This is a genomic window from Corynebacterium sp. LK2510 (genome assembly GCF_040946405.1).
GTDB lineage: Bacteria > Actinomycetota > Actinomycetes > Mycobacteriales > Mycobacteriaceae > Corynebacterium.
Genome location: NZ_JAYWLR010000007.1, coordinates 36,716 through 48,724, shown reverse-complemented (window position 1 = coordinate 48,724; position 12,009 = coordinate 36,716). Strand labels below are relative to the sequence as shown.

12 protein-coding genes and 4 tRNA genes are annotated in these 12,009 nt (G+C 65.9%); 7 read left to right on the top strand and 9 right to left on the bottom strand.

Features of this window, described 5'->3' with window-relative positions:
- Positions 1-49: 49 nt before the first annotated feature.
- From VVR41_RS05595 to VVR41_RS05580, 4 genes are all read right to left on the bottom strand, one after another.
- A tRNA-Arg gene (locus tag VVR41_RS05595) sits at positions 50-122 on the bottom strand.
- 114 nt (positions 123-236) lie between these two features.
- Positions 237-1,589, bottom strand: a complete 1,353-nt coding sequence (gene mgtE / locus VVR41_RS05590) for a magnesium transporter (protein WP_409338279.1) — start codon at positions 1,587-1,589, stop codon at positions 237-239.
- 201 nt (positions 1,590-1,790) lie between these two features.
- Positions 1,791-1,863: transfer RNA gene (locus VVR41_RS05585), tRNA-Arg, on the bottom strand.
- Position 1,864: 1 nt separating this feature from the next.
- Positions 1,865-1,955 (bottom strand) — tRNA-Ser (locus VVR41_RS05580).
- Between the two features lie 86 nt (positions 1,956-2,041).
- Here VVR41_RS05580 and VVR41_RS05575 point away from each other — a divergent pair.
- The 3 genes from VVR41_RS05575 to VVR41_RS05565 all read left to right on the top strand — a co-directional run bounded on the left by VVR41_RS05575 (position 2,042) and on the right by VVR41_RS05565 (position 4,849).
- Complete coding sequence (locus tag VVR41_RS05575; RefSeq protein WP_321101239.1) at positions 2,042-2,554, top strand: hypothetical protein; 513 nt, start codon at positions 2,042-2,044, stop codon at positions 2,552-2,554.
- Between the two features lie 61 nt (positions 2,555-2,615).
- Positions 2,616-3,749 carry an alanine--glyoxylate aminotransferase family protein gene (locus tag VVR41_RS05570; protein ID WP_368523931.1) on the top strand — a complete coding sequence of 378 codons (1,134 nt, stop codon included), beginning with the start codon at positions 2,616-2,618 and terminating at the stop codon, positions 3,747-3,749.
- A gap of 182 nt (positions 3,750-3,931) precedes the next feature.
- Positions 3,932-4,849: a DUF3800 domain-containing protein gene (locus VVR41_RS05565; RefSeq protein ID WP_368523930.1), complete on the top strand. Its 918-nt coding sequence runs from the start codon at positions 3,932-3,934 to the stop codon at positions 4,847-4,849.
- A gap of 65 nt (positions 4,850-4,914) precedes the next feature.
- Here the strand turns inward: VVR41_RS05565 and VVR41_RS05560 are convergent.
- Positions 4,915-5,002 (bottom strand) — tRNA-Ser (locus VVR41_RS05560).
- 50 nt (positions 5,003-5,052) lie between these two features.
- Between VVR41_RS05560 and VVR41_RS05555 the strand changes: the two genes are divergently transcribed.
- Entirely contained in the window at positions 5,053-6,015 is a 963-nt protein-coding gene (locus VVR41_RS05555) for an NAD(P)H-quinone oxidoreductase (RefSeq protein ID WP_368523929.1), read from the top strand.
- Positions 6,016-6,031: 16 nt separating this feature from the next.
- On the opposite strand, the gene VVR41_RS05550 is transcribed toward VVR41_RS05555, so the two are convergent.
- Complete coding sequence (locus tag VVR41_RS05550) at positions 6,032-7,273, bottom strand: aminotransferase class V-fold PLP-dependent enzyme (protein WP_368523928.1); 1,242 nt, start codon at positions 7,271-7,273, stop codon at positions 6,032-6,034.
- 208 nt (positions 7,274-7,481) lie between these two features.
- Between VVR41_RS05550 and VVR41_RS05545 the strand changes: the two genes are divergently transcribed.
- From VVR41_RS05545 to VVR41_RS05535, 3 genes are all read left to right on the top strand, one after another.
- The gene (locus VVR41_RS05545) at positions 7,482-8,360 is read left to right on the top strand and encodes an ABC transporter permease (RefSeq protein ID WP_409338278.1); all 879 of its coding nucleotides are present in this window, start codon (positions 7,482-7,484) and stop codon (positions 8,358-8,360) included.
- Positions 8,361-8,370: 10 nt separating this feature from the next.
- Positions 8,371-9,156 (top strand): ABC transporter ATP-binding protein, encoded by a 786-nt coding sequence (locus tag VVR41_RS05540; RefSeq protein ID WP_321101230.1) that lies wholly within the window; start codon positions 8,371-8,373, stop codon positions 9,154-9,156.
- Between the two features lie 132 nt (positions 9,157-9,288).
- On the top strand, positions 9,289-10,197 hold the full coding sequence (locus VVR41_RS05535; RefSeq protein ID WP_321101226.1) for a glycosyltransferase family 2 protein: 909 nt from the start codon (positions 9,289-9,291) through the stop codon (positions 10,195-10,197).
- Here VVR41_RS05535 and VVR41_RS05530 read toward each other — a convergent pair.
- The 3 genes from VVR41_RS05530 to VVR41_RS05520 are packed head-to-tail and all read right to left on the bottom strand — an operon-like array spanning position 10,136 to position 12,006.
- Complete coding sequence (locus tag VVR41_RS05530) at positions 10,136-10,672, bottom strand: GtrA family protein (RefSeq protein ID WP_368523927.1); 537 nt, start codon at positions 10,670-10,672, stop codon at positions 10,136-10,138. The two genes, VVR41_RS05535 and VVR41_RS05530, sit on opposite strands and share 62 nt — an antisense overlap.
- 10 nt (positions 10,673-10,682) lie before the next feature.
- Positions 10,683-11,552 carry a hypothetical protein gene (locus VVR41_RS05525; protein WP_368523926.1) on the bottom strand — a complete coding sequence of 290 codons (870 nt, stop codon included), beginning with the start codon at positions 11,550-11,552 and terminating at the stop codon, positions 10,683-10,685.
- Between the two features lies 1 nt (position 11,553).
- On the bottom strand, positions 11,554-12,006 hold the full coding sequence (locus VVR41_RS05520; protein ID WP_368523925.1) for a hypothetical protein: 453 nt from the start codon (positions 12,004-12,006) through the stop codon (positions 11,554-11,556).
- Positions 12,007-12,009: the final 3 nt, after the last annotated feature.

The window sequence follows — 12,009 nt, the reverse complement described above, 5'->3', positions numbered from 1 at the left end:
GAAACCCCCGAGCTGTGCAATATCCTTGCAGCTCGGGGGCCTGATTTTGTGCGCCCGGAGGGATTCGAACCCCCAACCTTCTGATCCGTAGTCAGATGCTCTATCCGTTGAGCTACGGGCGCATATTTTATTGTGTCGGGCCGAAACGCTGCTGCGTTGTGCTCGGCAACAGATAGAAACCTTACACCTCGGTCGATTCCCCGCCAAAAAGCCTGGCCAGACACATAATCCTAGACCTAGAGGCCGAGCACTGTCTTCGCAATGAGGAAGTAGACGATGAGCCCGGCGGCGTCGCAGAAGGTGGAAATGAACGGGTTGGAAAAGACCGCCGGGTCCGCGCCAACGGCTTTGGCCACCAACGGCATCACACCGCCGACGGTCGCCGAAATCGAACAGACTAGGAAGAGTGTCGCACCGATGACAACGCCAATGTCGGAGCCGAAGAAGACCGTCGCCGCGCCCAGGCCGATAACGCCGAGTGCGGCGCCGAGCATCATGCCGACCCGCAGCTCGCGCCACATGACGGAAAGGACGTCGCGCTTGTGGACGTCGCCAAGCGCGAGCGCACGAGTGACCGTCGTCGCAGCCTGGTTCCCGGTGTTGCCGCCGGTGCCGGTAAGCAGCGGGATAAACAGAGACAGCACCACCGCCTGCGCAAGCGTGTCCTCAAAGATATCGAGGACCTGCACCGTCAGCGTCGCGGAGACCGCAAGCACGAGCAACCACACGATACGGCTGCGCACCAGCTGCACCAGCGGGGTGGACAGGTACGGCTTGCCCAGCGGCTCGGAGGCACCGAGGCGCGCAGAGTCTTCTGTGTCGGCGTGCTCGACCACGTCCTGGGCCTCGTCGTAGGTGAGGATGCCCACGAGGCGGTTGTCCTCGTCGACCACGGGCACGGCGAGAAGGTCCGTCGACATCAACCAGCGCGCCGCGTCTTCGACCTCGTCGGTCGCGGTGACGGAGGCAGCCGGCTCCACGACGTCAGCAATCGTGTCGTCGCTGAAGCTGCGGAACAGCCGCCGCAGGGTGGTCACACCGACGAGCTCGCGGTCGTCGTTGATCACCGGGATGGTGTAGATCGTCTCCAGCTTCTCGACGTCCGCCCGCAGCATGTCCACCACCTGCTGCACCGTCATCTCCGGGGTCACTTCCGGCACGGCCGGCGACATGGCGCGGCCCACCGAGCCCTTCTGGTAGCCCAGGACCACGTTGGTCACGCGCTGGTCGTCCTCGCCAAGCTGGGCCAGGAGGCGCTCCGCCATCTCCGCGGGCAGGTTATCAAGCAGCGCGACGCGGTCCTCGGCGCCGATGGAGCCGAAGTAGGAGACCACGGAGTCGTCGCCAAGCGCGGCGATGATGTCTGCCTGGTGGCCTGGATCGAGGACGTCGAACACCGCCAACGACCGCTCCGGCGGCAGCATGCGCAGCACCTTCGCGCCCTCGGCGGGCGCGGTGCGCTCCACCAGCCCGGTGACCTCGCGCAACGGCATGGACTCCAGCTGCCTTTGCATCGCCTCCACGTCCTGCGCGGCGACGGACTTGCGACGCTTGAGCGAGCGCAGCGGGTCCATACTTACCTTTGCCATACCTGCCCCTTCCTCACTGCGCTTCACACTACCGAGGTAGCGCGGGGGCACTGGCGCCTCAGGTTAAGAACGGAAGGGTAAGAATCCAGGGCTCGGCCCGGAAAAGGTGGATTCTTAGCCTTGTGTTCTTAACCGGAAGAACAAGCCCCACCCCCACACATGCGAAACCCCGGGGCACCGTGCGGTGTCCCGGGGATAACGTGCGCCCGGAGGGATTCGAACCCCCAACCTTCTGATCCGTAGTCAGATGCTCTATCCGTTGAGCTACGGGCGCGTGGCGGAGACGACAGGATTTGAACCTGCGGCCCTCGCAAAGAGGGCAACTCCTTAGCAGGGAGCCCCATTCGGCCACTCTGGCACGTCTCCAGACCTTCTGGAATCCTACCCAACAATGCCCCGCCCGCAAAATGCGCCCACCCCTCGGCCGCCCGCATTTACGTAAACTATGACGCATGAAAATTAACTCATGGCTCACCTCCGGTTTCGCGGCGCGCGGCGACGAAGCCCCCACCACCGACAACGCCAAGGACTGGCTCGTCTGGCTTCCCGTTCGCGCGGGCGAGCTAAGCGCCGAGACCCTGCGCGGGCCGCTGACCTTTTACCTGGCGCCGAAGGTGTCCGCGCTGACGAACCCGGAGTTCGCGCGCGACGTGGTGCTCCTCGGCATCCCGCTGGGCGACATTGAGGGTGACTGGACACTCTCGGATGGCGTCGATAAGTCCACGCGCTCGCTCGACGACGCTTCCTCGCTTTTCGACATCTCCCGCTTCTCCCACCGCACCGACTCCCCCAACGCCGGCGCCACCGTGCTTATCGACGGCCCGCTGAGCCTCGACCAGGTGCAGGTCGTTGCGGGCCAGGATCGGCCGTCAACCAAGCTCGCCCTCGAGGTGTTCCGCGGCGTCGACGCACCGTTCGGCGAGCGCAAGTTCTACACCATGCCGGAGCTCTTCCCGGAGGCATAGTGCGCTGACCTGACCCGGGAAAACAGCCCCGGGCCACGCTGCGAGGGGCTACCCTGGCAGCATGACTAAACTACCTCGCCCCAACATCGACCCGGATGGTCTGCTGGAGTACTCGGTGGTTTTCACCGATCGCTCCCTGAACCACATGTCCCAGAAGTTCATCGACGCAGCCCAGGAGATCGTGGAGCTGCTCAGCTCCACCTACGGCGCTGAATCGGCGGTGCTCGTCCCCGGTGGCGGCACCGGCGCCATGGAAGCGGTCGCCCGCCAGCTGTTCACCGGCAAGCGGGTGCTCGTGCTCCGCTCGGGCCTGTTCACCTTCCGCTGGTCGCAGATCATCGAGACCGGCGCGATCACCGAGGACGTCCGCGTCCTCAACGCCGCGCCCGCCACCGAGGGTGCCACGCCGTCGTTCGCACCGCCCTCGCTTGATAGCGTCCGCGCAGCCGCCGCCGAGTTCAACCCCGACATCATCGTCACCGCCCACACCGAAACGGCCGCCGGCCTGACGCTGCCCGAGGATTACCTGCGCGGCCTGGGCGAGATCGCCGACGAAACGGACTCCCTGTTCGTCCTCGACTGCATCGCCGCAGGTGCTGCCTTTACCGATATGCGCGAAACGGGCGTCGACGTGCTGATTTCTGCGCCGCAGAAGTCCTGGTCCGGGTCGCCTTCGACGGGCTACGTCATGCTCGGGGAGAAGGGGCGCGCGGCCGTGGAGGCCTCGCAAAGCACGTCCTTCACCCTGGACCTGAAGAAGTGGCTGGAGATCTTCGAGGGATACCGCAAGGGCACCGCCGCCTACCACTCCACCCTGCCAACGGACACCATCGTGGCCAACCTCGAGGCCATGCGCGAGGCTGTGAAGATCGGCCTGGACGAGCTGGAAAACCGCCAGCAAACGCTCGGGCGCCTGGTCCGCGACGCCGCCGCCGAGCGCGGCTACGCCTCTGTCGCCGCGGACGGGTACCAGTCCAACGGCGTGGTCGTGCTCTACGCGAAGACCCCCGAGCAGCAGTCCGGCGCCGCGTTCAAGGCCCAAGGCCTGCAGATCGCGTCGGGCGTTCCGCTGAAGATCAACGAAGGCGAGAGCTTCTCCACCTTCCGCATCGGCCTGTTCGGCCTGGACAAGTGGGAGGACCCGGAGGCGACCGCCGCGCGCTTCGTCGAGGCGCTGGACGCTATCGAGGCGTAGGGCGAGGGCACAGATATGTGCTCCTTAAGAGCGCTGCTGTCTAGCGATACCTGTTCCGATGTATTAAGCTTTTTCCCGTGAGCCAAGATTGAGTCTTCGGACAAGAAGGTCTAGGGCAGCAAATCCGAGAACCCGCGCTCTGAGCGCGGGTTCTCGCGTTTCGGAAAAGGACTATCGACACTATGCTCCTCGCCTACATAGATGAAATTGGTCAGCCCGGTGCCTTCGTTAGCCTTGAACACAAGCGTTTCAGTGACGGCCCCGCCTTTGGCTACGGTGGCTTCCTGATTCCGGATTACAATGCTCGGGCGTTCGGAGCAATCTTCACCAGAGAAAAGCGCAACTTGTTTCCCGAAGCCAACAGCAATGCTGACCACGAAGGTCGTTGGGAATGGAAGGGTTCCGACCTCCTTTTCGCTCGGGCCGCAGAGGAGCGCCCCCAAAATCTTCGTGTTCTTGGATCGCTGATAAGAGCAGTGCGCAAGCTCGAAGGTCGTCTCTTTTACTATGCAGAGGAAAAGGCGCTCGGGACCCCAAAGGAAACCAACTCAGGTCCAGCGGAGTTCCGCATCCGTGAGGAAGTCGCCATGCGGGAGACTCTCAACCGGTTGGCTCGGCATGCAGATACCGCTGATGAAACGCTCTTGGTGATGATGGACCAAATCAATGAGAAATCACGCCTTCAGCGCCTGCCACGCATGTACTCTCACATTCTCGGTCGAGCGAGCGACCACGATGAAATGCGACGGATTATCGAACCCCCTATGCACATCGACAGCAAGGTGTCTGCAAATATCCAATTCGCCGATTGGATATCTGCTCTGGTGAAGAGAGCGATTGAATACCAACTCGTCGAGAACTCGCGGTACAGCTGGGTTCCCCAAAGCAGCTCACTCGGAGCCGCAAAAGGTGCATTCACCCACGAATCCAAGTTGAAGCTATTTCACAGGGCGACAGATGATCTACACCATTCACAGGTGATGTATGCCGAACGTCCAGTCGTAGAAACCAATATGAGGAAGACCCTGACACCCGATAACAGGGCCAAGCTCGAGAGCGTCCGCCGCGCCAGCCTTCGCCACGCTAGCTCCAACGAATAATCTTCTGACCTCCGAAAACGCGGAAAGGGTTGTGCGCCTCATGTGGCGCACAACCCGATTTCGCGTGGCGGAGACGGGGGGATTTGAACCCCCGGAGGTTTGACCCTCGCCGGTTTTCAAGACCGGTGCATTCGGCCGCTCTGCCACGTCTCCAACGCGACCATCTTAGCCCGGGACCGCAGACTTCGATAATCTCGGGGGGCATGAAGGCAATCATCCAGACAGACCCCGACAACCCCCGCTCACTCGAGCTCGCCGAGGTTGAGCGCCCCACTCTCCAGCCGGGCGAGGTGCTGGTCAAGGTCGCTGCGGCCGGCGTGAACCGGGCAGACCTCAAGCAGGCGGAGGGCATGTACCCGCCGCCGAAGGGCGCGCCCGAGACCCTGGGCTTGGAGTGCGCAGGCACCATCGCCGATGCCGGCGACACCTCCCGCGAGGTTGGCGAGGAGGTGGGCTGCCTGCTCGCCGGCGGCGGCTACGCGGAGTACGTCGCGGTGCCGGAGGGCCAGCTCACTCCCCTGCCGAAGGGATTCTCGATGAACGAGACGGCCGCCGTGGTCGAGGTCGCCGCCACCGTGTGGTCGAACCTGGGGATGACGGCGGGCATCGCGGAGGGCGACCGCGTGCTCATCCACGGCGGCGCTGGCGGCATCGGCTCATTCGCGATTCAGCTGTGCAAGGCCCTGGGCTGCGAGGTCGCGGTCACCGCGGGCAGCGCCGAGAAGCTGGAGTACTGCCGCGACCTCGGCGCGGACATCCTGATCAACTACAAGGAACAGAACTTCGCCGAGGAACTCGCCGGCAGCTGCGACATCATCCTCGACATCATGGGCGGGGACTACCTCGAGGACAACATCAAGTCCTTGGCTGACGACGGCCGCCTGGTCGTCATCGCCCTGCAGGGCGGGGCGAAGGGCACCTTGAGCCTCGGGCGGATGATGCCGCGCCGCCTCACGGTCCACGCCACGACGTTGCGCGCGCGTCCCCTGCCGATGAAGGCCGCGATCGTCGCCGACACCGTAAAAACCATCTGGCCGCTGTTCGAGGACGGCACCATCGCGCCGACCATTTCGCGCACGTTCCCCCTCGCCGAGGCTGCGGCCGCCCACGAGTACCTCGACTCCGGCGACAACACCGGCAAGATCGTCCTCACCGTCGGCGACTAGGCCACACTAGGTCGGACTAGGCCAGGGAGGCGACGGTCCGGATCAGCTGGTTGATGTCCCCGGCTGTGTTGAAGGGGCCGAGAGAAACGGTGACGGCGCCGCCGAGGTCGGGGACCCCCATGGCGTCGAAAAGCTCGCTGGCGGGCGCCTCCGTGGCGACGATGCCGTTGTCGATGAGGCGCTGGTAGACGGTCTGGCCGGGAACGCCGCGCACGCCGAAGGTTACCCGCGGGATCCTGTCCACGCTGACCCCTCCGGCCGCCTCGCCGGAAACGCCCACGATGTGGACGGCCGGCAGGGTGCCGAGGAACGTGTGTAAGTCGTCGCGCAGCCCGTTGAGGTAGCGCTCCTGCTCCGCCATCGAGGCGATCAGGCGGTTGCGGCGGGTGGCGCGGCCGCGCGGGGTGGCGTCGGCAAGCGAAGCGTAGTGCTCCACGGTCGCGGAGACTCCGCCGGCCAGGCCCGGGGAAACGGTCTGGGCAAGCTTGTCGCGGCCGGCGAGGCTGGAGTCGCCGAGCGACTCCATGCGGGTGAACATCGCGTTATCGCGGAATACGAGCGCCGCGATCTCCGGGCCACCCATCTGCCCGATGTCCACGGCGATCACGTCGGCGCCCCACTCGTCGAAGGAGATGGCTCGGTAGGGGGCGTAGGCCGAGGCGTCCACCACGACCCAGGCGCGGGAGCGCTCGCGCACCTCGTCGACCACGTCGGCGACCGGGGTGACGTTGCCGAGCAGGGGGTGCGCCGCGGGCAGCGAGATGAGGCGTGTGGTGCCGTCGACAAGCTCGCCGTACTGCCACGCCGGCAGCTCACCCGTGCCGAGGTCGGGCTCGGCCCAGCGCACGCGCGCGTCGATGCGGCCCAGCGCCGCGGTGAGCTCGGGACGGTCGAGCTTGCTCAGCACCACCGTCGAATTGTGGCGGAACATCGGGCGCATCGCCGCCGCCAGCGCCGAGTACAGGGTGTGCAAGTTCGGGCCGAGGACCACGCGATCCGGAGAGACACCCACAAGATCCGCGACAGCGGCATGGGCGTCGCTCAGCAGCGAATAACCCTCCGGCTTGCCGACGTTATCGCGCGAGTGCGAACCCGCCACCGGCTCCGGGCGCGCCACCGCGGTGGACATCCGGAACGAGCGGGCCACCGCCGACGACACGCGCTCGGGGATCTGCGGACAGTCGTGGGCGTTGAGGTAGGTCCAGCCGTCGGAAAGCGAGGTGTACAAGCCGCGCACGTGGAAGACGTCGTAAGCCACCCTAACCCACCTCCCGCGGACCCTCGCTCGAAAACAACGACTCCAATTATGCACCGCCCCGGTGCGCAATGCACACTCCCCCGGAACCAGCCGATTATAAGCGTTTTTCCAGGTTGACAGGTGCGAGACCAGTTATGAATCGCCCCGCGCGGCGCGACAATCCACTAACGCCGGCGGCGCGGGGGCTAGGGTAAGGAACGTGCAGGACATGAATAAGTTGCGCGCCGACGTCGCCAGAATGACGACCCCGGCCACCGAAACCATGCCGAAGTCACTGTCCAAAACGCTCACCATGGCGTGGAAGGACCTGACCCACGGCTGGAGCCAGAAAGAACTGTGGCTCCAGCTCGGCTGGCAAGACATCAAGCAGCGCTACCGGCGCTCCGCGCTCGGCCCGCTGTGGATCACCATCGCCACCGGTGTCATGGCCCTGGCGCTCGGCCTGCTGTACTCCATGCTCTTCCAGATCTCCGTGCGGGAATTTCTCCCCCACGTCACCGTCGGCTTCATCATCTGGGGCTTCATCTCCGGGTGCATCAAAGACGGCGCGAACGTCTTCATCGAAAACGAAGGCCTGATCAAGCAGCTGCCCTCCGCTTTGTCGGTGCACGTCTACCGCCTCGTGTGGCGCCATCTGCTCTTCCTAGCGCACAACATGGTCATCTGGCTGCTGCTGGTCATCATCTTCCGGATCCCTTTGACCGTCACGACCCTGTGGGCCATCCCGGCGCTCGCGCTGCTGGTGATCAACGGCGTGTGGGTGACCATGCTCTTCGGCATCATCGCCACCCGCTTCCGCGACGTCGCGCCCCTGCTCGAGGCGCTCGTGCAGCTGCTGTTCTACGTCACCCCCATCGTGTGGACCACCGCCACCCTGCGCGAGCAGGGCGGCGAGGTGGCGCAGCGCGCCCGCATCGCCGAGCTCAACCCGCTCTACCACTACCTCGAAATCGTGCGCGCCCCGCTCATCGGCGGCGAGGCGGCGGCCTACCACTGGGCTATCGTCGCCGCGTGCACGCTCGTTGGCCTGTTCCTCGCTCTGGTGGTCATGCGCCAGTGGCGCTTCCGCGTCCCCTACTGGGTTTAAGGATTGACCTGTGGTTTCGATCGACACCTACAACGCCTGCGTCGACTTCCCCATCTTCGACGCCAAGTCCCGCTCCCTGAAAAAGGCGGTGGTCTCCTCCGCCGGCGGCGCCATCGGCAAGAACTCCTCCAACACCGTCGTCGTGGAAGCGCTGCGCGACATCAACCTGCACCTGCGCGAAGGTGACCGGGTCGGACTCGTCGGCCACAACGGCGCCGGCAAGTCCACCCTGCTGCGCCTCCTGTCCGGCATCTACGAACCCACCCGCGGCGTGGCGGACGTGCGCGGCCGCGTCGCGCCCGTCTTCGACCTCGGCGTCGGCATGGACCCGGAGATCTCCGGCTACGAAAACATCATCATCCGCGGCCTCTTCCTCGGGCAGACCCGCAAGCAGATGAAAGCCAAGATGGACGAGATCGCCGACTTCACCGAGCTCGGCGACTACCTCAACATGCCGCTGCGCACCTACTCCACCGGCATGCGCGTCCGACTCGCCCTCGGCGTAGTCACCTCCATCGAGCCCGAGATTTTGCTTCTCGACGAAGGAATCGGAGCCGTCGACGCCGCCTTCATGGCCAAGGCCCGCGTCCGCCTGGCCAAGATGGTCGAGCGCTCCGGCATCCTCGTCTTCGCCTCCCACTCCAACGACTTCCTGGCACAGCTGTGCACCACCGCCCTGTGGGTGGACAAGGGAGAAATCCGCCAGGCCGGGCTCGTCGCCGATGTGGTCGAGGCGTACGAGGGGCCCGAGGCCGGCGGGTATGTCGCCGACTTGGTGGAGCGGTTCCACGGGTAGGGGGTTTCGGGGCGCGGGGTTTGGGGCTCAGAAGATGTGTCACTGCGCAGCCGGGTGGGCCGCGTCGGTCCCTCCGATTTCGCGGCGCTGCCGCATAGGGCCGCGCGCACCCGCAATGGCACAATAGTGGGCATGACTGCCACCCTGAATCCCCGCGGGACGACCGCGGCGGTGATCGTCACCCACAACCGCGTCGAGCTGCTGCGCCACTCCCTGGAGCAAGTGGTGCGCCAGACGCACCCGGTGGAGTGGGTGATCGTGGTGGACAACGCGGCCCAGGACGAGGTCCGTGACCTGCTCAGCGAGCTCGCCGGCGACAAGGCAGTCTATTTGCCCTCGCGCACCAACCTCGGCGGCGCCGGCGGGTTCGCCTACGGCTTCCTGCATGCCCTGGCACTGGGCGCGGATGCGGTGTGGTGCGCCGACGACGACGGCCGCCCCGCCGACGAGCACGTCCTGGACACGCTCTACCGCACGGCACAGGAGCACGGACTGCACGAGGTCAGCCCGATCGTGGTGAACATGGACGACCCAGGCAAGCTGGCGTTCCCGCTGCGACAGGGCCTGACCTGGAAGCGTACGACTGATCAGCTCGAAGGAGACTTCCTGCCGCAGTACGCCTCGCTGTTCAACGGCGCGCTCATTTCCGCCGCGGCGATGGAGCGCATCGGCGTGCCGGACTACCGCCTGTTCATCCGCGGCGACGAAGTGGAGTACCACCGCCGGCTGGCCAACTCGGGCCTGGCCTACGGAACGGCGCTGACCACCGCGTACCTGCACCCGGACGGCTCGGGAGAGTTTCTGCCAATCATGGGCGGGCGGGCGCACGCCCAGTGGCCGGACAACCCGACAAAGCGCTACTTCACCTATCGCAACCGCGGCTACATCATGAACCAGCCGGGCATGCGGAAGATGAAGCTGCAGGAAGTGGTACGTTTCGGCTGGTTCTTCCTGCTGGAGAAGAAGAATCCGGCGGAGTTTATTCGCTGGTTGCGGTTACTGCGGATGGGGGCACGGGAGGATTTCCGCCGCCCCGAGTGACACCCGGAGTGACCGCAGCAGCGCGCCCCGGCACGGGCTCCTGCGCGATGACGATCTTCGTCTCCTCCTTGAAGATCACCCGGCGCTGCAGCACGAAATTCGTCACCGTCGCCACGCCCTGGGCGATGACGAAGGAGGCGAAGTCCTTCCAGGGGTTGACCAGGCCAATCGCTTGCAGCGGGTCGTCGGTGACCTTATATAGGAAGACCTGGACGGCGAAGGTGACGGCGTAGAGCAGCAGCACCGCGCCAGCTTTCTTGGCGCTGACCTGGGCCTGGAAGGCGAAGCGGGAGTTGAGCACGTAGGCGACCAGGGTGCCGAAGACCCAGCCGACGACCTTGGACGAGGTACGTGACAGGCCGGTGAGTTCGGTGAGCGCGTAGGTGATTCCGAAGTCGATCACCGCGCAGCCAATGCCGATGATGATGAACGGCACGAGCTGCCGCAGCACTGATTGCCTGTTCTCCTTGGACACGGCGGACAGTCTAGCGGCGAAGCAGTTCGCGGAAGACATCCACGCGCTCGACCGGCGCGGCTTGGCCGGGGCCGTACGCGCCGATGGCGGCGAGGCGCACCAAAGACCCCGCGCACAGGGCCCGGATCTCGTCCGCGGTGTGAGCAGGCCAGCCGAGGGCGCGGAAGGTGGATTCGATCACGGAGTTGGTCGTGGGGGCGTCGGCAAGGCAGGCGAGGCCGAGCACCACGCACCAGTAGGCGTCGCGGGCCTCGGGGCTGCGCTCCCGCGGCAGGGTCCGCGCCACGTCGCGCGCTCGCTTATCGACGCCCTCCTTCCCCACGTCCAGGGCCTGCAGCAACAGAACGAAGTCGAACATCCGCGAGCGGGTGATCACATCGCGGGCCTCGGGATGGATGGTGGCGAGGACGCCGTTAGCGGTGTCGTCGCCGACGAGGCGGCGGTTGACTTCCGTGATGTCGAAGGGCGCGTCGGTGAAGTCGCCGGCGCCGGCGATGCAGACGGCGTTGGGGGTGGCGGCGTCGCGCGGGTAGGCGCCTGCGCGAAACAGGTCGAAACGCCACAGCCCCCATGTAAAGGACAAGGGAGGGTTCGCGCCGCTGAGCGCCTCGCCGAGGGTGGCGGCGTCGGTGGAGAACTGCGCGGGGGTGGGGGTGTCGTCGGGAAGCGAGAAGGCGGCCGCGATGACGCGCTGCACCTCGGTGAGCGGCAGGTCGCTGTTGAGCCCGAGGTAGCGGTAGATGTCCTCGTCTGCCTTGAGTGTGGACACGCGCACGACGAGGGTGGTGGGGAAAGCAGAGGTTCCGGCGCGCCGCGCGCGGGCGAGCGCGGCGCCTGCGAAGTCGATGACTCCCGCGTCAGAACCTCTGCTTCCGGACATATCAGCGCCTAGCCTGTGCGAGCTGCGTCGCGGCGAGGTAGCCAGCGGCGACGACCACCCCCATTGCGGTCCACGGGGTGTTCACCCCGCGGCGCGCGAGGCTGCGCGCCACCGCGCGGTGCGCCCACGTGCTCGCGACGGCCACACCTGCGGCTGCCACGCCGGCACCGCCGAGCAGCGCCCACGTCTGGGCCGGTGACCCGCCGTCGCGGGCGACGGACGTGAGATCGTTGCCGGGTTCCTCGTCGAAGGCGTTGAACGCGGCCACCACTCCGAGGTTGGCTGCGGTGAGCGCGAGGCGGGCCGCGATAACGTGGCGGGTCAGGTCGCCTGCCGCGTAGAAACCCACGATGAACCCGGCCTGGATGAGCCGGCCGCCGAAGCTGTTGTCGAGCGCGTTGTAGTCGATCCGTTGCTCCGGGGCCGGGGAAGTCGGTGCTGCTGCTGCGTCCATGCC

Excerpts from the sequence above, each read along its gene's own strand:
- mgtE (WP_409338279.1), bottom strand. The coding sequence starts at position 1,589 with ATGGCAAAGGTAAGTATGGACCCGCTGCGCTCGCTCAAGCGTCGCAAG.
- VVR41_RS05575 (WP_321101239.1), top strand. The coding sequence starts at position 2,042 with ATGAAAATTAACTCATGGCTCACCTCCGGTTTCGCGGCGCGCGGCGAC.
- VVR41_RS05570 (WP_368523931.1), top strand. The coding sequence starts at position 2,616 with ATGACTAAACTACCTCGCCCCAACATCGACCCGGATGGTCTGCTGGAG.
- VVR41_RS05565 (WP_368523930.1), top strand. The coding sequence starts at position 3,932 with ATGCTCCTCGCCTACATAGATGAAATTGGTCAGCCCGGTGCCTTCGTT.
- VVR41_RS05555 (WP_368523929.1), top strand. The coding sequence starts at position 5,053 with ATGAAGGCAATCATCCAGACAGACCCCGACAACCCCCGCTCACTCGAG.
- VVR41_RS05545 (WP_409338278.1), top strand. The coding sequence starts at position 7,482 with ATGAATAAGTTGCGCGCCGACGTCGCCAGAATGACGACCCCGGCCACC.
- VVR41_RS05535 (WP_321101226.1), top strand. The coding sequence starts at position 9,289 with ATGACTGCCACCCTGAATCCCCGCGGGACGACCGCGGCGGTGATCGTC.
- VVR41_RS05525 (WP_368523926.1), bottom strand. The coding sequence starts at position 11,552 with ATGTCCGGAAGCAGAGGTTCTGACGCGGGAGTCATCGACTTCGCAGGC.
- VVR41_RS05520 (WP_368523925.1), bottom strand. The coding sequence starts at position 12,006 with ATGGACGCAGCAGCAGCACCGACTTCCCCGGCCCCGGAGCAACGGATC.